At 72.2% G+C, this 18,430-nt stretch carries 16 protein-coding genes, 1 tRNA gene and 1 pseudogene; 4 read left to right on the top strand and 14 right to left on the bottom strand.

What is annotated here, in order from left to right; genetic code table 11:
• Positions 1–148: 148 nt before the first annotated feature.
• From ehuA to ACZ43N_RS17525, 6 genes and pseudogenes are all read right to left on the bottom strand, one after another.
• Positions 149–925, bottom strand: coding sequence for an ectoine/hydroxyectoine ABC transporter ATP-binding protein EhuA (gene ehuA, locus ACZ43N_RS17550; RefSeq protein ID WP_468098628.1), 777 nt, complete (start codon positions 923–925; stop codon positions 149–151).
• Positions 926–935: 10 nt separating this feature from the next.
• The gene (ehuD, locus tag ACZ43N_RS17545) at positions 936–1,586 is read right to left on the bottom strand and encodes an ectoine/hydroxyectoine ABC transporter permease subunit EhuD (RefSeq protein WP_468098380.1); all 651 of its coding nucleotides are present in this window, start codon (positions 1,584–1,586) and stop codon (positions 936–938) included.
• Positions 1,586–2,302, bottom strand: coding sequence for an ectoine/hydroxyectoine ABC transporter permease subunit EhuC (gene ehuC / locus ACZ43N_RS17540; RefSeq protein WP_468098378.1), 717 nt, complete (start codon positions 2,300–2,302; stop codon positions 1,586–1,588). Before ehuC ends, ehuD begins: the two co-directional genes overlap by 1 nt.
• Positions 2,299–3,222, bottom strand: a complete 924-nt coding sequence (gene ehuB, locus ACZ43N_RS17535) for an ectoine/hydroxyectoine ABC transporter substrate-binding protein EhuB (protein WP_468098377.1) — start codon at positions 3,220–3,222, stop codon at positions 2,299–2,301. Before ehuB ends, ehuC begins: the two co-directional genes overlap by 4 nt.
• Positions 3,223–3,829: 607 nt before the next feature.
• The gene (locus ACZ43N_RS17530) at positions 3,830–4,561 is read right to left on the bottom strand and encodes a maleate cis-trans isomerase family protein (protein ID WP_468098376.1); all 732 of its coding nucleotides are present in this window, start codon (positions 4,559–4,561) and stop codon (positions 3,830–3,832) included.
• Positions 4,558–4,758: pseudogene (locus tag ACZ43N_RS17525) on the bottom strand (maleate cis-trans isomerase family protein); the annotation flags it as partial. The gene ACZ43N_RS17530 and the pseudogene ACZ43N_RS17525, both read right to left, overlap by 4 nt.
• A 210-nt stretch (positions 4,759–4,968) precedes the next feature.
• Here ACZ43N_RS17525 and ACZ43N_RS17520 point away from each other — a divergent pair.
• Positions 4,969–5,925: a D-2-hydroxyacid dehydrogenase gene (locus tag ACZ43N_RS17520; RefSeq protein ID WP_468098375.1), complete on the top strand. Its 957-nt coding sequence runs from the start codon at positions 4,969–4,971 to the stop codon at positions 5,923–5,925.
• Positions 5,926–6,184: 259 nt separating this feature from the next.
• Positions 6,185–7,300, top strand: coding sequence for an LLM class flavin-dependent oxidoreductase (locus tag ACZ43N_RS17515; RefSeq protein WP_468098374.1), 1,116 nt, complete (start codon positions 6,185–6,187; stop codon positions 7,298–7,300).
• On the opposite strand, the gene ACZ43N_RS17510 is transcribed toward ACZ43N_RS17515, so the two are convergent.
• Positions 7,291–9,177 carry a putative bifunctional diguanylate cyclase/phosphodiesterase gene (locus ACZ43N_RS17510; RefSeq protein WP_468098373.1) on the bottom strand — a complete coding sequence of 629 codons (1,887 nt, stop codon included), beginning with the start codon at positions 9,175–9,177 and terminating at the stop codon, positions 7,291–7,293. The two genes, ACZ43N_RS17515 and ACZ43N_RS17510, sit on opposite strands and share 10 nt — an antisense overlap.
• A gap of 344 nt (positions 9,178–9,521) precedes the next feature.
• Here ACZ43N_RS17510 and ACZ43N_RS17505 point away from each other — a divergent pair, with 344 nt between their 5' ends.
• The gene (locus ACZ43N_RS17505) at positions 9,522–10,976 is read left to right on the top strand and encodes a M6 family metalloprotease domain-containing protein (RefSeq protein WP_468098372.1); all 1,455 of its coding nucleotides are present in this window, start codon (positions 9,522–9,524) and stop codon (positions 10,974–10,976) included.
• A 69-nt stretch (positions 10,977–11,045) separates the two neighbouring features.
• Here the strand turns inward: ACZ43N_RS17505 and ACZ43N_RS17500 are convergent.
• From ACZ43N_RS17500 to ACZ43N_RS17470, 7 genes are all read right to left on the bottom strand, one after another.
• Positions 11,046–11,119, bottom strand: a tRNA-Lys gene (locus tag ACZ43N_RS17500).
• A complete protein-coding gene (locus tag ACZ43N_RS17495) occupies positions 11,110–11,829 on the bottom strand; it encodes a hypothetical protein (protein ID WP_468098371.1) in 720 nt (239 codons plus the stop codon). The genes ACZ43N_RS17500 and ACZ43N_RS17495 overlap by 10 nt, the downstream gene beginning before the upstream one ends.
• Positions 11,830–11,972: 143 nt before the next feature.
• Positions 11,973–12,335, bottom strand: coding sequence for a hypothetical protein (locus tag ACZ43N_RS17490; protein ID WP_468098370.1), 363 nt, complete (start codon positions 12,333–12,335; stop codon positions 11,973–11,975).
• 192 nt (positions 12,336–12,527) lie between these two features.
• The gene (locus ACZ43N_RS17485) at positions 12,528–13,871 is read right to left on the bottom strand and encodes an AAA domain-containing protein (RefSeq protein ID WP_468098369.1); all 1,344 of its coding nucleotides are present in this window, start codon (positions 13,869–13,871) and stop codon (positions 12,528–12,530) included.
• Positions 13,868–15,475: a hypothetical protein gene (locus tag ACZ43N_RS17480; RefSeq protein WP_468098368.1), complete on the bottom strand. Its 1,608-nt coding sequence runs from the start codon at positions 15,473–15,475 to the stop codon at positions 13,868–13,870. Before ACZ43N_RS17480 ends, ACZ43N_RS17485 begins: the two co-directional genes overlap by 4 nt.
• Entirely contained in the window at positions 15,466–16,617 is a 1,152-nt protein-coding gene (locus ACZ43N_RS17475; protein WP_468098627.1) for a hypothetical protein, read from the bottom strand. Before ACZ43N_RS17475 ends, ACZ43N_RS17480 begins: the two co-directional genes overlap by 10 nt.
• Positions 16,568–17,641: a phosphatase PAP2 family protein gene (locus tag ACZ43N_RS17470; protein ID WP_468098367.1), complete on the bottom strand. Its 1,074-nt coding sequence runs from the start codon at positions 17,639–17,641 to the stop codon at positions 16,568–16,570. Before ACZ43N_RS17470 ends, ACZ43N_RS17475 begins: the two co-directional genes overlap by 50 nt.
• 191 nt (positions 17,642–17,832) lie before the next feature.
• On the opposite strand from ACZ43N_RS17470, the gene ACZ43N_RS17465 reads away from it, so the two are divergent.
• The gene (locus ACZ43N_RS17465) at positions 17,833–18,429 is read left to right on the top strand and encodes a histidine phosphatase family protein (RefSeq protein WP_468098365.1); all 597 of its coding nucleotides are present in this window, start codon (positions 17,833–17,835) and stop codon (positions 18,427–18,429) included.
• Position 18,430: the final 1 nt, after the last annotated feature.

Genomic DNA, 18,430 nt, shown 5'->3' with positions numbered 1-18,430 from the left:
GGGCTTACGTGCAGGGGTTGTTCGCGAGAAAATCCGCGCGCCTGCGGGCCTCTCAGCTGGTGGATCAGCACTCTGGCATATGCCCGAGTCATGGCCCGGAGGGTCTACCTCGGACGTTCCGCCGTGTTCGAGTGCTCACGCCAGGTAATCAGAGGACCGCGCCGAGGAACTCCCGCGTGCGTTCGTGCTCGGGTTCGCCGAAGATCTTCTCGGGGCTGCCCGACTCGATGACCTGGCCGGAATCGAACATCAGAACTTGATCCGAGATGTCCCGGGCGAAGTTCATCTCGTGGGTCACACAGAGCATCGTGATGTCGGTGGTGCGGGCGATGTCCCGGAGGAGATCGAGCACACCCGCGACCAGTTCGGGGTCGAGCGCCGACGTCACCTCGTCGAGCAGGAGCACCTGCGGGCGCATCGCCAGGGCGCGGGCGATGGCCACCCGCTGCTGCTGGCCACCCGAGAGCTGGGTCGGGTAGGAGTCGCACTTGTCGGCGAGCCCGACCATGTCCAGCAGTTCCCGGGCGCGTGCCTCGGCCTCGTCCTTGGACAGGCCGAGGACGGTGACCGGGGCCTCGGTGATGTTGCGCAGCACCTTCATGTTGGGGAAGAGGTTGAACTGCTGGAACACCATCCCGATGTTCTTGCGGACCTCGCGGCACTGTTTGTCGCTCGCCGGGAACAGCCGCTGTCCGCCGACGGTGATCGTGCCCTCGTCGGGCTTGGTCAGGGTCATCAGCAGCCGCAGGATCGTCGTCTTGCCGGATCCGGACGGGCCGATCAGCGTGACGTGCTTGCCAGCGTCGACGGAGAAGTCGAGCCGGTCCAGCACCGTATTGCTGCCGAATCGTTTGGTCACGTTCTCGAAGCGGATCAGCTCGGCGTGGCCCGCGGCACGGTCGACGCGGGAGCCGGTTTCCTTCATCAGCGGGGTGTCAGCGGACAAGACGACGCTCCAGGGTTCGCAGGAGGACGGAGGCGAGATAGGAGATGACGATGAAGGCCACTCCGATGACGGTCAGGGGCTCGGTGAAGCGGAAGGTCTCCTGTGCGTAGAGCCGTGCCTCGCCGAGCATCTCCGGAACGGTGATCACCATGAGGATCGGGGTGTCCTTGAGCATCGAGATCACGTAGTTGCCCAGCGCGGGCACCACCCGGCGGACCGCCTGCGGCAGGATCACCACCGTCCAGGTGCGCCCCAGCGGCAGGTTCAGCGCCGTGGCCGCCTCCCACTGGCTGGCGGGGACCGCCTCGATGCCGGCCCGGTACACCTGCATCGTGTACGTCGAGTAGTGCAGCCCGATCGCGAAGACGCCCGTGGTCAGCGCCGAGAACGTCAGGCCCCACTCGGGCAGCACATAGAAGAGGAAGAACAGCTGCACCAGCAGCGGGGTGTTCCGGACGAACTCCGTGAAGACGCCCACCGGCCAGCTCACCCATCGGGTCGGCGTCCGCACCAGCAGCGCCCACACCAGTCCGAGCGCGAACGACACCACCGAGCCCAGGGCCAGCGCCTGAAGGGTGACGATCAGGCCGTCCCGGAAGTGCGGGAGGAAGTCGACGACCGCGTTCCAGTCCCAGTTCATCACGCACCACCTCCGGCGCCCGCCGACTCGGGTACGCGCACCGGTGCCGCGCCCGTCTTCTTCGCCGGGGCCCTGCCGACCCCGGCCTTCAGCCGCCGCTCCAGCAACCGCATGGCCCGGGTGAGCAGGAAGGCGATCACGAAGTAGATGACCAGGATGTACGAGTAGATCTCTACGCTCTCCTGGAGCGCCAGCCGCACCAGGCTGCCGCTGAAGGCGAGGTCGCCCATGCCCATGATCGACACCAGTGCCGTGCCCTTGAGCAGTTCGACCAGCAGGTTGGCGAAGGGCGGGATCATCTCCGGGACCGCCTGGGGCAGCAGGATCAGCCGCATCCGCTGCCACGGGGAGAAGCTCAGCGCGATCCCGCCCTCGCGCTGCGCCGGGTCCACGGAGTTCAGGGCGCCGCGCACGATCTCGGCGCCGTACGCCCCGTAGGTCAGCCCGAGGGCGAGGACGGCCGCCCACATCGGCACGAGCTGCCAGCCGAAGGCGAGCGGCAGCACGAAGTACACCCAGAAGATCATGATCAGCGCGGAGGTGCCCCGGAACACCTCGGTGTAGACGCCCGCGAGGAAGCGGACGATCCACCGGCGGTGGACGCGCGCGACCCCCACGGCGAAGGAGACGGCCGTGGCCAGCAGCGCGCCGAACACCAGCAGTTGGACGGTGACCCAGACACCGCGCAGGACGAGTTCCCAGAGGCCCGAGGTCATGCGCGACAGAGCTCCCGCATCGTGAGGTCGGTCATCTCGACCTCCGTGAAGCCGAACGGCCGCAGAACCCTGAGCAGTTCGCCGCTCTCCTTCATCTTCCGCAGCTCGGCGTCGAAGGCGTCCCGCAGCTTCGTCTCGGTCCGCCGGAAGGCGAAGCCCGCGCCGTCCACCCGCGGCCTGCCGTCGACGCGCGCGGCGAAGGGCTTGGTGGCCTCGGTCCCGCGGGACTTCTTGACGACCTCACGGGTGGTCAGGGACGTTCCCGCGAAGACGTCGACACGTCCGGCCTCGACGGCGTTCATGCCCGCGACCTGGTCGGGGACGATCACGATGTCGCTCTCGGGATAACCGGCCTCGACCGCGTGCTCGATCTGCGCGTACCCGGAGCCGGTGGCGAACCTGGCCTTGGCGCGGATCACGTCCGCGTAGTCGTTCAGGCCCTTGGGGTTGCCCTTGCGGACCACGAACGCGTCGAGCATCTGGTGGTCCGGCTCGGAGAAGATGACCTGCCCGCAGCGCTCGGGGTTGATGTACATCCCGGCGGACACCACGTCGAACTGCTGGGAGTTCAGGCCAGGTATGAGCGAACCGAACTCGGTCGGCACGGGCTGGACCCGTTCCACCCCCAGCCGCTTGAAGATGATTCTGGCCACTTCCGGCCCCTCGCCGGTCAGTTCGCCGTTCGTGTCGATGTAGCCGAACGGGATCTCCCCGGCGATTCCGAGGCGTGCGACGCCCTGTGCGCGCAGTCGGTCCAGCAGGTCACCCCCCTTCACACCGGAGGCAGAGGCGACCCGGCTGCACCCGGAGGCGCCCAGCACGCCCGCCGTCGCGAGCACGGACGCGCCGGCGAGCAGCGTCCGGCGGCTGGGATCACGTGAGGTGCCGGTTCTTCCGGAAGTCTTCGTTGCTGGAGCCATGGGCGCGCGGCTACCCGACCCCATGCGATGTATTCGGGCCACCCGTGGCCCCTTCACGACCCCCGCACACACCGGGCGGGGGCCCGTGCGCCCTCGAACTCGGCGGGCCCCCGCGGGTCATGACCGATCGCCACCCGGAGTCATCGCTGGTCGAGCGCCGGAATCAACGCCGCGGGTCGCCCCCGGCAGTGGGGCGCCTCAGGGCTTGGGGATGGGGATTCTTGGCGGCTGTGGGTTCGTGGTGGCAGCTCGCGCAGTTCCCCGCGCCCCTGAGGGGTGGGGCGTGGGGTCTTTCTCGTGCGGTGCGCGGCGCCGTTGGGTTGTTCCGTCGGGTCATGAGTGCGCCTGCGGCGGGATCGTGCGCTGGGTGGCGTGGGTGGCGTGGGTGGCGTGGGTGGCGTGGGTGGGGGCCGGGGGGAGGCGTGTTCGCGTAGGTGTGGCGTCGCGGGGTGCCTCGGGTGGTGGGGCGCCTTATGGCTTGGGGTTGGGGTTTTTTGGGCGACTGTGGGTTCGTGGTGGCAGCTCGCGCAGTTCCCCGCGCCCCTGGGGGGTGGGGCGTGGGGTCCTTCTGGTGCGGTGCGCGGCGCCGTTGGGTTGTTCCGTCGGGTCACGCCTGCACGATCGGTTCCCTGGTGAACAGGGCGCCCAGTTCTGGGGCGTTCACCCTTCGGTCGGCCAGGCGCAGGGCCTCCCAGACGCTGACCTGGTTGGCGGTGAGCACCGGCTTGCCCAGCTCCTTCTCCAGAGCGGGGATGTGGGAGGCGGTGTGCAGGGCCGTGTCGGGCAGGAGGAGCGCCTCGGCGTCGGGGTGATCGGCGTCCCGGGCGAGGGCGAGGATGTCGTCGACGGTCCAGGTCCCCACCTCCGCCGCCGTGACGACACCGGCCCCGCGTACGGAGACCACCTCCAGCCCGCCCGCCGTCAGGAACTCCACGAAGAGCCGGGCCACGTCGTCCGGATAGGTCGCGGCGACGGCGACCCGGGCCGCGCGCACCTCCCGCGCCGCGTGGAGGAACGCGAACGACGTGGAGGAGGCGGGCAGGCCCGCGCTGCGGGCCAGGGCGCGGATCTGTTCATGGGCGCCTTCGAAGCCGTGGACGAAGCTGCCGCTGGTACTCGCCCAGACGACCGCCTCCGCGCCGGACAGCCGGAGGGCCTCGCAGCCCGCGGCCAGCCGCTCGGGCGCGCCCATCTCACGCAGGGCGTCCACCCCGTGCGCGTCCTCGCCGACGTCGGTGTGCGCGAGGTCGACCCGGATGTCGCTGCCCAGGAGTTGCTCTATGCGTGGATAGTCGTCCTCGGCGGAGTGGCCCGGGTGGAGGAATCCAAGAGCGGTCATGCCCAACCTTCCTGTTCTTCCGGCAGTACCGGCGGTGGCGGTACGGGTCCCGCACCGGACGACTGCCTGGCCGACTCGTCGAGCAGAGCCTGGTACGGACCCACCGCCCGGGTACCCAGGTGACGCGGTGCCGCCCCCATCCTCACCTGGTTGGCCGAGAGAACGGGGCTGCGCGGTTCCGCGCCGGGTGAGGGGATGCTCGGGTGCAGGTCTCCGGCCACCCACCCCCGTCACGCAATGAGACGGACGCTCGACAGAACGTACGCAAGTCCGTGTTGACGGCCATGGGTTCGGGTGCGAGCGTGGTCAATCAGTGCGTGTCACACGCACCCCATGGGGCCGTCGAACCGCTTCCCTCCGCGGTTCGGGCTCGGCTCCGGCCGCACGACGGACGGTTTCCCACCGATATGACCGCAACGCGCAGACCGACGCTCCTCGTCCTCGACGCCGAGCCGCGCCCGCGGCTCGGGCGTCTCACCGGACGGGTGACCGTCGAGTACACCGACGCGTCGACGCTGCCCGAGCGGCTGCCGCACGCCGATGTGCTGCTCGTGTGGGACTTCACCTCCCACGCGGTACGGGACGCCTGGCCGGGCGAGGGCCCCCGCCCCCGCTGGGTGCACACGGCGAGCGCCGGCGTCGACCACCTCCTGTGCCCCGAACTCGCCGTCTCCGACACGGTGGTGACGAACGCCCGAGGCATCTTCGACGAGCCCATCGCCGAGTACGTCGCCGCGCTCGTCCTGAGCATGGCGAAGGACCTGCCGCGCAGCTGGGAGCTCCAGGGGCGCCGGGAGTGGCGGCACCGCGAGACGCTGCGCGTCGCGGGAAGCCGCGCCTGTGTGGTCGGGTCGGGCCCCATCGGGCGGGCGATCGTACGGTCGCTGAAGGCGATCGGCGTGCACAGCGCCCTCGTCGGCCGGGTGGCGCGGGCCGGCGTCCACGGCCCCGAGGACCTCGACCGGCTGCTCGCCCGTGCCGACTGGGTGATCGCGGCGGCGCCGCTGACCGAGGAGACCCGCGGCATGTTCGACGCCCGCCGCTTCGGCGTCATGCAGCCCTCCGCGCGCTTCGTCAACGTGGGCCGCGGACAGCTCGTGGTCGAGGACGCCCTCGTCGACGCCCTGCGCAGACGATGGATCGCGGGCGCGGCCCTGGACGTCTTCGAGCGTGAACCGCTGGGCCCGGACGACCCGCTGTGGGACGTCCCCGGCCTGATCGTCTCGCCCCACATGAGTGGCGACACGGTCGGTTGGCGCGATGCGCTGGCCGCGCAGTTCGTGGAGTTGTACGGCCTGTGGGAGACGGGCAAGCGGTTCCCCCACGTGGTGGACAAGCGGCGGGGGTACGTACCCGGGCCCTGAGGGGGGCGCCTTGGAGCTCGGGGGTGCGGGTTCGTATGACGGGTGCGGGTGGGTGGGATGAAGGGCGGGCCGCAGGCTCGTCCCTTCAGGGGCGCGGGGAACTGCGCGAGAAACCACGAATCACCCGCACCCGCCGATGAGAGCCGCACCCCCGAGTTCGACCGCACCCGCTCCCCGGACCCGCGCGGAATAACCGGAGACACCCTCCTGTTAACCCTGGGCCCAGCCCGAGAACAGCCGTACCAGCAGGAGGCCCCCCGTGACCGCAGACGAGATCCGAGGCAAGACACAGGGCACCGCCCCGGTCCCGCTCTCCGTCCTCGACCTGGTCACGGTCGGCGTCGGCCGCACCGCCACCGACGCCCTCCGCACGAGCGTCACCCTCGCCCGCCAGGCGGAGGACCGCGGCTACCACCGCTACTGGGTCGCGGAACACCACTCCATGCCCGGTGTGGCCTCCTCCTCCCCGGCCGTGATCCTCGCCCACCTCGCGGCCCACACCACCCGCATCCGCCTCGGCTCCGGCGGCGTGATGCTCCCCAACCACGCCCCCCTGGTCATCGCGGAGCAGTTCGGCACCCTGGAGGCCATGGCCCCCGGCCGCGTCGACCTCGGCCTCGGCCGCGCCCCCGGCACGGACGGCGCCACCGCGGCCGCCCTCCGCCGCTCGGACCTCCTCCACGCGGGCGCCGACGACTTCCCCGAGCAACTCGCGGAGCTGACCCGCTTCCTGGACGACGACTTCCCCGACGGCCACCCCTACCGCCGTGTCCACGCGGTCCCGGGCCCGATCCAGGGCACCTCACCCGGCGGCGTGCAGTCCCCGCACCGCCCCCCGGTCTGGCTGCTCGGCTCCTCCGGCTTCAGCGCCCGTCTGGCCGGCGAACTCGGCCTGCCCTTCGCCTTCGCGCACCACTTCTCCGCGCGGAACACGATCCCGGCCCTCGACCTGTACCGGGCGACGTTCCGCCCCTCCGCCGTCCTCGACACCCCGTACGCGCTGATCGGTGTCTCGGCCCTCGCCGCCGACGAGGAGAAGGAGGCCCGCCGCCAGGTCAGGGCAGCCGCCCTGAACATGGTCCGCCTGCGCACCGGCCGGCCCGGCCTCGTCCCGACTCCCGAGGAGGCGGAGGCGTATCGGTTCAGCGCGGTCGAACAGGACTTCATCGACTCCTGGAACGCCGACGTCGTGCACGGCACCGTCGACGAGGTCCGCACCCGCCTCGACGACCTCCACAAGCGCACCGGCGCGGACGAACTGATGCTCACCACCCACGCCCACAGCCCCGACCTGCGCCTGCGCTCCTACGAACTGATCGCGGACGCCTACGACCTGCCGCGCGTCCCCCGCGGCGAAGTAACCCCTCAGGCCTGAGGGCAGGCCGCGGCGCCCAGCAGCTCGCCGATCCGTTCGGGCGACACCGCGCGCGAGTAGAGCCACCCCTGCCCGGTGTCGCAGCCGAGCCTGCGCAGCCGGGAGGCCTGGGCGTCGGTCTCCACGCCCTCCGCGGTGACGGTCAGCCCGAGCCGGTGGGCGAGCTGGACGAGGGCCTCGACGATGATCTCGTCGGCGGGGTTGGGCACCCCGTCGTCCCCGGCCCCGCCCTCCTGCGGCGTCTCGTACTGGAAGCCCCGGACGAACGCCCCGTCCAGCTTCAGCACCGACACCGGCAGTCGGCTCAGGTACGCGAGGTTGGAGTAGCCCGTGCCGAAGTCGTCGATGGCGATGCGGACCCCCATGTCGCTGAGGGCCTTGAGAGCCTGCAACGGGCGGCCGGCGGAGCCCATCAGCGCGGACTCGGTGAGTTCGAGCTGGAGCAGATGCGGGGCGAGACCCGTCTCCGAGAGGATTTCGGCGACATCGGCGACGAGGTCGGAGTCCCAGACCTGGCGCACGGCGACGTTGACGCTGACGAAGATCGGCGCTCGGCCGGGGTGGTCGAGCTGCCAGCGGCGGGCCTGCCGGCAGGCGGTGGCGAGGACCCAACGGCCGAGCTGGACGATCGAACCGTCCTCCTCCGCCAGTGAGATGAACCGATTCGGCGTCAACAGGCCGAACTGCGGGTGATGCCAGCGCACCAGCGCCTCGACCCCGCGCACCTCGCCCTGCGCCATCCCCACCAGCGGCTGGTACTCCAGGACGAACTCGCCCCGCCCGACGGCCGCCCGCAGCGTGGACGACAGCGCCTGACGGGTCATCCGGTGGGCGTTGCGCTCCGGATCGAACAGCGTCCAGCGGGACTTGCCGTCGGCTTTCGCCCAGTACAACGTGGTGTCGGCGGCCTGCATCAGCCCCGTCGCGGTGGTGCTCGCCGACTGCCGTTCGACGACCCCGATCGACGCCGACACGGACAGCCGCTGCCCGGCCAGGTCGAAGGGTGCCTGAAGGGTCCTGAGCACGGACTCGGCCAGATCGGCGAGTTGCTCCGTGCCGGTGGAGTCCTCGACCAGCAGCGCGAACTCGTCGCCGCCGAGCCGGGCCACCAGCGGGGTCGCGGCCGCCGTGCCCGCCGGCCGGCTGTAAGCCGCCGCCTCGGCGCACCGGGTGAGCCGCTCGGCGACGGCCGCGAGCAGCCGGTCGCCGACACGATGGCCGAGGGTGTCGTTGACCGCCTTGAACCCGTCGAGGTCCAGATAGACCAGGCCGATCCGGCCGGTGCGGGACTCCTCGTAGGCGTCCCGCTCCAGGGCGGCGGCCAGTCGTTCGAAGAAGAGGGTGCGGTTGGGCAGCCGGGTCACCGGATCGTGCAGCTGCAAGTGCTGCAACCTGGCTTGAAGTTGACGGTTTGCGCTGATGTCGGTCACCGAGAGCAGGACCGCGCCCTCCTCCTCGGGCAGTGGCGCCACCGACACCTGGACCCAGAGCGAGGTCCCGTCGGGCCGTTTGAGCCGACGGGTACAGCGCAGCCGTGCCTGCCGCCCGCGCAGCACCTCGCGATACGCGTGCCAGGTGCGGGTGTCCGCGGCCAGGTCGACCAACTCGGCAGCGGCGCGCCCCGTCAGGGACCCGGCCCCGCTCCGCAGCAGCGTCTCCATCGCCGCGTTGGCGGTGACGACCCGCCCCTCCCGGTCGACGACGGCCATGGCCAGCGGCGCCGCGGAGAAGGCGGAAGGAGTGCTCTCGACCGCCCTGGACGACGCGTCCGCCGTGCCCGACGCGGCTGACGCATCTGACGCTTCGGCATGACGCTCTGTAGTCGCTGACCGGACGAGGTCTGCCGCGGGCGCCGGCCCTTGGGACGTTCCGCTCACCGTTCGCTCCCGCAGTGCACTCGTTTTTCGTACGGATCTCATGTGTGTCGTCGGAGCGGCCGAACTAAGTGCGAAGGGCGCTCTGGCCGTGTCCGTGCAGGAAAGTGTGCCGATCATAGAGGCTGCCCTCAGGGCCTTCTAGCCACTCTCCAGTCTCCCTGAACAACGACCTGATCTGACAGATCGTTTCTGCCCCGAGCTGAACGGCTGCCCCGAATCGTCGACCAGTTGTGACGTTCCGTGAGTACGCGTGGTGTCGGACCGGGGGACTGTGCGACCGTTCTTCACTCTTCTGGTGCAGAGAAACAGGGCAAAGCGTTAACAATTCGGAAAATCTGGACGCGGTGTCCCAAGACTCGCGTTCGGAGGTCCCCGTGCAGTGTCCGCACCCCCGCAAGGGGCCTCTCCGGCAGGGGCTCCTCGACGGCCACGTGCCCACGCTGCGCAGTGCGGCGGCCATGCTGACCTCGCTGACCGCCCTGGCCGCGACCTCCCTGATCGCGGCCCCCTCAGTCGCCGTCCCCCTGTCGGAGGCCTGCGCCCTGCGGCGGACCCAGGCGCATCACTCGGAGGGCCTCGACAGCTGGAACTCCGCCTATCCGCGCCCCACTCGCGACCTCGACGCCGTACTGGTGTTCCTCTCCTTTCCGGACTCCGTCCCCGTCACCACTCCGGCCCAGCTGACCGCCGATCACTTCCCGGTCACCAGTCAGTTCTTCGAACGTGCGTCCTACGGAAAGTTCGTACTCCGCCCACATCCGCGTCGTGAGTGGCTGGAGATGCCGCGGTCCTCCACGTCCTACGCCATACGGCGTGACTGGAATGCGCCGCACCGGGCCGCCTATCTGGAGGACGCCCTCGCGACCGCCGACCCGCACATCGACTTCTCCCGCTACGACATCGTGTACTTCATCGCCGACCCGAACGCGCCCGGAGTCGACTCGGACGCGACGAAGGTGGTGAACCTGGAGGCACCGCTGGAGGTCGACGGGGAGGGTCTGCGTCGCGTCGTCACCGTGTTCGAGAAGCATCCGCCGGACCGCCTCGTCCTCGCCCATGAGACCGGCCATGTCTTCGACCTGCCCGACCTCTACCACCGTCCCGATGACGGCAAGGGCGACTGGGACACGCACGTCGGCGACTGGGACCTCATGGGCAGCCAGTTCGCTCTCGCCCCGGACTTCTTCGCCTGGCACAAGTGGAAGCTGGGGTGGCTCGAACGGCACCAGGTGGCGTGCGTGCGGGGTGCCGGCGTCACCCGTCTGACGCTGGAGGCGGTGGGAGCGGGGCCGTCGCGCGCACCGGAGGGCACGGTGCAGGCCGGGGACGCGGGGTGGGAGGTGGACGCCCCCGGCGATGGCCGGTGGCTCGCCTCGGCTGACGGCGGCGCGGCATCCGGAGGCGGCGGGGCCTTTGGGGGTGCCGCGTCGGCCGGTGCGCCGGGCGGGTTCGGTGCCGGCCGCGGTCAGAAGCTGGCGGTCGTCCGTACGGGCCCCGACAGCGCCCTCGGCGTCGAAGTGCGGGGAGCCGTCGGCAACGACTCCTCGGTCTGCGCGGAGGGCGTGCTCGTCTACCGGGTCCGCAGCGGCGCCGAGTCCGGCAGCGGCCCCATCGAGGTCCTCGACGCCCACCCGCTCACCGAGGGCTGCTGGGACGGGTCGGTCTACCCGCCCCTCGCGGACGCGCCGATGCGGCCGGGCGAGAGTTTCACGGTGCCCGGGGAGGGCGTCCGCGTCGAGGTGGAGGATCGCACGCCGTCCGGGGCGTGGACGGTGAAGATCACGACGACGGGGACGTAGTGGGGCGGGGGAAGGGGGCGGGCGGCAACGAAGAAGCCCCTCGCTTGCGCGAGGGGCTTCTTCGTGTCGTGCGCCGCCAGGGACTCGAACCCCGGACCCGCTGATTAAGAGTCAGCTGCTCTAACCAACTGAGCTAGCGGCGCCTGCTGACGTCGTAGACCTTAGCACCCTGGTCGGCGGGAGGAAAAATCGATATCCGCACGGCGCCGGAGGTGCTCGCCCGCGCCGCCCGCACGGCCGCCCAGAGCAGAACCTCGGGCCCCGGAAGCCACGGCAGCCGCGTGTCGGGGGCGACGACCCAACGGGACCCGGCCCGGGTGGCGGGCAGGGTGCCGCCCTCGCGATCAGGGCCGCCGCCGGGGCGGGCGCGGCCGCCGTTGCCGCCCTCGGCGGCGCCTTTGCCGCTTCGGTCGCGGTGGGGGTTCGGGGCGGGGAGGGCCGGGACGGTGACCGTGTCGCCGGTGCCGTGGCACAGGAGCGGCGGGACGGCGTCCGTGCGGCCGGGGGAACCCCATTCCTCCCACTCCAGGAGGGTGGGCAGCCGGTGGGCGGTGCCGGGGGAGGCGAAGAGCAGCATGCGTCCGTGGTGTGCTGCCACCGGACCGGATCCCGGTCCCTCGGCCCACAACCGGTCGAGCATCCGCCGCCCGAAGACCGCCGGCGCGCTGACCACGTCGAACACCGTCCCGCACGACAGCACCAGCGGCGCGGTCGGCCGCTCCTCCCGCCCCACCGTCGGGGAGCGCCGCGGATACGTTCCTGCCGAGGCCAGCCACTCGGCTCCCTCCGCCGTCACCCCCGTGACGTCGCCCCGGTCCTGTGGATACCTGCCCGCATCAGCTCCAGCGCTCATGCCCCAGATCTACCGCCTGTCACCATGCGATTCCCCAGGGTTGCGGAAATGTGGTACGCGAGCGAGGCAAGTGGGGTATCTTGCCCACCCGGCATATGCCAGGAGGGGTTTCGCGACATGCCGGGCCGGCGGGGTTCAGTGGCTCAGAGGGTGTCCGGCCCGCTCGCGTCCCGACCCCGCAGCAGATCCCGGCCGAAGTCGATCATCTTCTTCGCGTAGTCCTCGGTCCACTCCGCCCTGTCCCCGATGTCCGTAGCGGTCAGGCTGTCGAACCGCCGGGGATCGGCCAACTGGGCCGCCGCGATCGCCTGGAACTCCACGGCCCGGTCGGCGGCCGCCCGGAACGCCTGCGCCAGCTCCGTCGCCCGTGACAGCAACGCCCGCGGATCGTCGATCGACTCGAGATCGAAGAAGTGCTCGGGGTCTCCGGCCGCCTCCGCCGGCTCGAAGAGCAGGGGCGCGGGGCGTAGCCGCGGTTCGTGCCGACGCGGCGTGGGCTCCGCCATGTCTTCTCCTCCTCGTACGACGGTGCACTGGGCCTGTCCCCGGGAGTGTCCCCAGGAGGGCCACCGTCCATTGTCACGTGAGCGCGCAAGTAGGCATAGGAATGAGCCAAGCCCCAGCACGCGCCCCTGCCCTGCCTGACCCCGCCGCGCCCCGCCCTGGAACCGGACCGCACGCGCGCGGGGGCGCGGCGGTCAGGGACGCCACACCACCCGGTGCTCCCCCAGCTCCGCCAGCACCGCGTGGTTCGCCTCCCAGCCGTCCGGGAACTTGACGGTCACCCCGAGCTGCACCGGCTCGGTGGACGGGTGGTCGTCCAGGAGGCCGGTCACGCCCGCCCGGCAGACCACGATGCAGGCGTGCCGGTGGCGGGAGGCGAGGACGCACAGGCGGCCGGTCTCCAGGTGGAAGGCGGTCGCGTCGGGGCGACCGGAGAGCGGATGCAGGACGACGGTCATGTCGTACTCCCGGCCCTGGAGCCGGTTCGCGGTGTCGACCACCACGTCGGACACCCCCAGCTCGGCCAGCGCGGAGCGCACCGCGGCGGCCTGGTCCCGGTGGGCCGTGCCCACGGCGATCCGGTCGGCGGTCAGCGGTACCGGCTCCTCGGCCCGCTCGGACGTCGCCGCCCCGCCCCGGTCCAGCAGCCGCCGTACGACCTGGGCGACCGCCCGTACCGCCTCGGGGTCGGTCCTGGGCGTGTGCCGGGCCGGCAGCTCCAGCAGCCCCCAACCCGACTCGGCGGCCTCGTCGATGACCCGGTCCGGGCCGGAGCCGTCGGACGGCACCGCGAAGGCGAGCCGCCGGTCCCCGTGCCCCGTACCGCTGCGGAACGGCGTGAACGGGTAGAACGCGTCGGAGACGAGCGGCGCGGCCGACGCCGGGAGCCGCCACGACACCGGCAGCCGGTGCTGGGGCAGCTCGGGGTTGTGCGCGAGCAGGGTCGTCACCGCCGAGGCCGACGGGTCGTACGACAGCCCCGCCCACTGCTCGCTGCCCACGATCGAGAACGGGTCCAGCTGCCCGGGATCGCCCACGAACAGCGCCCGCTCGAACAGCCCCGCGACGGCCAGCAGCGCGTCCGACCGCATCTGGTACGCCTCGTCGACGATCGCGTGCCGCCACGGTTCGACACCCTTGACATGGGCCCACTTGGCGGCCGTGGAGATCACGACGTCGAGGCCCGCCAGCTCGGCCGCCTTCGTCGACTTCTTCACGTTCGGCAGGGCGTCGAGCGCCTTGTCGTACGGGTCGGAGTCACTGCTGTGCAGCCGGCCCACCGGCAGCTCGGGGTCCTTCTCCGCGAGCCGGACGACCAGGTCGTCCACCTGCGCGTTCGTCTGCGCGATGATCATCAGCGGGCGTCCGGCAGAGGCGAGCTCCAGCGCGGCGCGGACGACGAGCGTGGACTTGCCGGCTCCGGGCGGCGAGTCCACCACGACCCCGCGGTGCGTGCCGTGCAGGGTGTCGCGCAGGATCGCCTCGGTGGCCCGGCCGGCCGCCGCCCCCGGGTCGAGCACTGCCTCGGCGCGGGTCACAGGACGTCCTCCTCGGTCACCGGGTCCGGCAGGGGTACCGCGTCGGGCTCGCCCGGCGGCCCGCCATGCGTCCACGGGGTGTCCTCGGGCTCGGGCAGCTTCGCGCCGCCCCGCTGGTCGTGTTCGAAGAGGGTGAAGCAGACCCGGTCGCCCTTCTCCGGGACCGACCCGACCTCGGGCTCCTTGCCCCGCCCCATCTTGTCCATGATCCGCAGCACGAGGAGCACCCCGCCGCCCTCCGCGTCCTCCTCGGCCGCCACGAACTCGGCGGTCTGCGGCCTCCCGCCCAGCGAGCGGTGCACCTTCACACGCTCCCCGAGATGCGGCCGGTCCTGCGTCCGTACGGTGACCAGCGGCCGGGGGCTCGGCCGCCTGCCCTCGCTGTACGCCATCACGACATCCGTGACCTCACCGGCGAACGCCTCCCCGGACAGCCGCCGCCCGGCCATGACCAGCGGGTCGTCGAGGGCCTCCTGGGCGTCGAGCCGGGCCTGTTCCCGCTCGCGCGCGGCCAGTTTGTTCGCGGCGGTGACCGCGTCGTCGACACGGGGCTGCGGGGGCTCCCCGGCGGCGATCCGGTCCCGGTGGCCGGTGAAGGACCAGCGGTCGCGGGTCCACCGGTCGGCCGCGTGGACGCCCTCCGGCAGGGCGCGCAGCAGGTCGAGGCCGTGCCAGACGGCGTCCCAGGTGGGCCGGGTGCGGCTCTCGACGAGGGCACGGATCTCGCGCTCGGCGGCGGTCAGCGCGCCCAGCCGAGCGTCTGCCTCCAGCCCGTCCTCGGCGGCGGCCAGCGCGAGCCGCGCCCGGTCGTACCGCTCGATGGCCGGGGCCAGCAGCCTGTTGTCGAACGCCGGGTCCGTCGCGGGACCGGCGGGCGGGCACAGCAACTGGCCCTCGGCGTCCCGCGCCAGCTCGGCCCGCCGCGCCGCCGCCTCGCCCGACTCGCCCTCGGGCGGGTCGATCCAGGCGAGCAGCGAGGCGAGGTGCTGGTCCTCGACGCCGGACTGCCCGGTCGCCCAGTGCCGCGACAGCAGATCGGTCAGGGCGAGCAGCAGCGAGGAGCCGGGCACCCGGGCGCGCTCCCCGAAGTGGGTGAGCCATCGCCCGAGCAACGGCACCCGCGGCGGGGCCGGAAAGGGCGCCTCCGGGTCCTGCTCTGCCGTCCGCCGGAACCGCATGGAGCGCCCGAGGAGCCGGACGAAGTCGATGCCGGTGCGGCTCGGCACGATCAGCTGCGGGGCGTCCGCGCACAGCTCGACCTCGACCTTGACGCGCCTGCCGGTCTCCGGGTCGGTCTCGCTGCGCTCCGCCGCCTCCACGGCGTCGGCGTACGCGTCCACGTACGGCAGCACGATGTCCGCCAGCTCGGCGAGGAACGCGAACCGCAGGTCGCGGTCGCGGGGCTGGGGGACGACCAGCAGCCGGGGCGCGTCCCGGTCGGTGCCGACGAGCGCCCCGAGCGGGGCCCCGGCCTCACCGGCGGTGGTGAGCGGCACGAACACCAGCGGGTGTGCGGACAGATGCCGGTGCAGGACGGTGGCGGCGGGCTGGGCGCGGCCCGTGCTGATGGCTTCGAGCCGGGCGAGGGTGGCGATCAGCGACATGCGGTCCCCTCGGTGACCGGGCCGGTCACGCCGGCCGCCGCCAGGGCCTCCGCCCGCAGCTCCGCCGCCCGGCGCAGCGCCGCCACCGTCGGGTCGTCGGGGTCACCCGCCGTGCCGTGGGCCGCCGCCAGGACGTCCTCGACCGTGGTGAGCCCGCCCAACTCGGCCCTCGCGGCGCGCCCCAGGGACGTCACCGCGCCCTCCGCGCGGGAGCGGGCCCGGCAGTGGAAGGCCAGCTCGCAGGCGGCGAGGCACTCGGGGGCATAGGTGGCGGAGAGGGACTCGACGGCGGCCGTCAGCTCGTCCCGGGGGAGGCCGGGGGCGAAGCAGGTGCCCTCGGGGAGGGACCGGGCGATGTCCTCGATCCGGGTGAGCCGGGTCAACTGGCGCCGGGTGACCGCGCGTTGCTTGCGGATGTCCACCGCGGCGGCCGTCGGGAGGTTGGTGAAGTCCTTGGGGCACACCAGCAGCACCCGGTGGTGGACGGGGGGCGCGGGGTCGAGCCGGGCCGCCACCTCCTCCAACGCCAGGACGTAGACGGCGGACTGGCGGGCGGCGGCGCCCACCTTCGCCGGGTCCGCCGAACCGTCCAGCATCGGGAAGGACTTGATCTCGACGACCGTCCAACTGCCGTCCGGGTGCACCACCACCGCGTCCGGTTCCAGAAAGGCGGGGGAGCCCGCGACGTCCAGCGCGAGCAGAGGGTGGTCGAGCAGCGCCCAGCCGCCCGCGTCGGTGGCCTCCTTGAGGGCCAGCGCCGTACGGGCGGCGCGGCCCTCGGGGCCGACGGCGGCGAGGTCGGGGACGGACGCGCCGGCCGGTGGCTCGGCGCCCGGGTCCAGCTGCTCGTGCACGAGTCTCAGCAGCTCCGCGCCGCCGTCCGCCTTCACCCGTGCCTCGAAGGCGTTGCCCCGCATGAAGGCGAACTGGGACTGGCCGAAGGCGGAGGGCGAGCCGAGCGCGTCGGCCAGCACCGCCTTGTTCACCCCGGCGCCGTCGAGCAGCGCGCGGCGCTCGCAGCCCGGGTTGGCCGCGAGCGCGGCGAGGGCGCGCGCGTCCAGCGCCTTCGGTGGGACCTCGGGTCCGCGCAGCTCAGCGAGCTGCTGCCGGAGCGCCGTCCCCTGCTTCCGAGGGGGCGGCACCCGGCCCGGGTTCGGTGATCCGCTGCCGTGGAATTCGCTCACCCGGCGAAGTCTGGCATCCGGGACTGACAATCGGGGACACGGCGCCGTGAGAGGCGACCGTGACGGAGGTGACGGCCTCGTTCGTCCGCTCCTCCTGGCGCGGCCCGCCCACGCCCTCGCTCTGGCCCCCGCGGCCCGGGTCGACCTGGCCGCCGGACAACGCCGCCGGCCCGAGCGCGGCCCGGCACCGGTCCGCGGTCCGCAGCACCAGCGGCGTCAGCAGCAGACCCACACCCATCACGGCGGCGCCCGCCGCCGCGTCGAGGAAGTAGTGGTTCGCGGTGCCCATCACCACGACGGTGGTGATCACGGGGTACCCGACGGCCGCGACCCTGACCAGGCGCGAGCCGCCGCCGAAGCGCCACAGGACCACCCCGCACCACAGCGCCCAGCCGACGTGCAGGCTCGGCATCGCCGCGTACTGGTTCGTCATGCCGCCCAGACCCCGGGGCGCGCTGGCCTCGCCGCCCCACCAGCCCCAGGAGCTGTAGTGGGCCATCGTGTCGACGAAGCCGTGCACCGGGTCGAGCAGCCGGGGCGGGCAGGTCGGGAGCAGGGTGAAGCCGATCAGGCCGATGAACGTGGACGTCATCAGCCAGGTGCGGGCCGCGCGGTAGCGCACGGCGTGGGACCGGAAGAGCCACACCAGGAGCACGGGCGTGACCAGGTAGTGCAGGGACGCGTACCAGAAGTCGGCGGGTATCCCTATCCAGGGCTCCCGCGTGAACAGGCGGTTCAGCGGATGCTCGGCGTTGAGGCTCAGCGCCTTCTCGAAGCGCAGGATCGCCAGACCGTGCTCGACGGCGCTCGACGTGTCGCCCCGGGCGAGCAGCCGGCCGCCCGAGTACGCCCCGTACACCAGCAGGATCAGCGGCAGCTCGGTCCACCAGCGGAGCCGCGTGTGCGTGCCTGGCACTGCCTCGGTAACCGGTGCGTCGGCCCTCTCGGTGACCGGTGCTTCGGCCGCCTCGGTCTGCGGCATCCGATCGCCCTCCCCCATCTGCGTCCACTGTGTTCATCTGTGCGTCGTGCGCGGGACGTCGTCCCGTGTGCAGGACGTTGTCCAAGACGCTGAGATCGCCCCTCGGGTTGCCCCCCGGCAGTGTGAGCGATGATGGACGCATCCGCCTCCGTAATTCTCCCTTCTCCCGGAAGACACCTGGAAGGTCACCCATGGCACCGCGCATCCTGCTGGCCCGGCACGGACAGACGGAATGGTCCCGGCTCGGGAAGCACACCGGCAGGACGGACGTTCCCCTCCTCGAAGAGGGCCGACGCGGTGCCAAGCTGCTCGGCGAGCGCCTCCACCGGGCGCCCCTGGACGGGCTCCCCGGTGCCGAGGTCCGCACGAGCCCCCTCTCCCGCGCGCGGGAGACCTGTGAACTGGCCGGGTTCGGCGAACGCGCCACCGAGTGGGACACGCTGATGGAGGTCGACTACGGGGCGTACGAAGGGCTCACCCCCGCCGACATCCACTCCGGACGGCCCGGCTGGCTCATGTGGCGCGACGGCGTCCCGGAGGGGGAGACCCTCCAGCAGCTCACCGCGCGCGCGGACGAGGTGGTGGAGTGGGCGCGGAGCGAGGAGCGCGATGTGCTGGTCTTCGCTCACGGCCACATCCTGCGGTCGATAGCCGCCCGCTGGCTCGGCCAGGACATCGACTTCGCCGCCCGCGTCCGCCTCAACCCGACCTCCCTGTCGGTCCTCGGCTGGGCCTACGGAGACCCGGCGATCGAGTCGTGGAACGACACGGGGCACCTGGCGGGCTGAT

This window comes from Streptomyces sp. NPDC030814, assembly GCF_055572155.1.
The sequence above is the reverse complement of the archived record's forward strand: the minus strand, read 5'-3'. Positions and strand labels throughout refer to the sequence as shown.

Bases quoted from the DNA above. Each gene is read 5' to 3' on its own strand.
- ACZ43N_RS17480 (WP_468098368.1), bottom strand. From the start codon at position 15,475: ATGTCGCTGATCGCCACCCTCGCCCGGCTCGAAGCCATCAGCACGGGC.
- ehuB (WP_468098377.1), bottom strand. From the start codon at position 3,222: ATGGCTCCAGCAACGAAGACTTCCGGAAGAACCGGCACCTCACGTGAT.
- ehuD (WP_468098380.1), bottom strand. From the start codon at position 1,586: ATGAACTGGGACTGGAACGCGGTCGTCGACTTCCTCCCGCACTTCCGG.
- ACZ43N_RS17530 (WP_468098376.1), bottom strand. From the start codon at position 4,561: ATGACCGCTCTTGGATTCCTCCACCCGGGCCACTCCGCCGAGGACGAC.
- ehuA (WP_468098628.1), bottom strand. From the start codon at position 925: ATGAAGGAAACCGGCTCCCGCGTCGACCGTGCCGCGGGCCACGCCGAG.
- ACZ43N_RS17495 (WP_468098371.1), bottom strand. From the start codon at position 11,829: ATGAGCGCTGGAGCTGATGCGGGCAGGTATCCACAGGACCGGGGCGAC.
- ACZ43N_RS17465 (WP_468098365.1), top strand. From the start codon at position 17,833: ATGGCACCGCGCATCCTGCTGGCCCGGCACGGACAGACGGAATGGTCC.
- ACZ43N_RS17520 (WP_468098375.1), top strand. From the start codon at position 4,969: ATGACCGCAACGCGCAGACCGACGCTCCTCGTCCTCGACGCCGAGCCG.
- ehuC (WP_468098378.1), bottom strand. From the start codon at position 2,302: ATGACCTCGGGCCTCTGGGAACTCGTCCTGCGCGGTGTCTGGGTCACC.
- ACZ43N_RS17490 (WP_468098370.1), bottom strand. From the start codon at position 12,335: ATGGCGGAGCCCACGCCGCGTCGGCACGAACCGCGGCTACGCCCCGCG.
- ACZ43N_RS17470 (WP_468098367.1), bottom strand. From the start codon at position 17,641: ATGCCGCAGACCGAGGCGGCCGAAGCACCGGTCACCGAGAGGGCCGAC.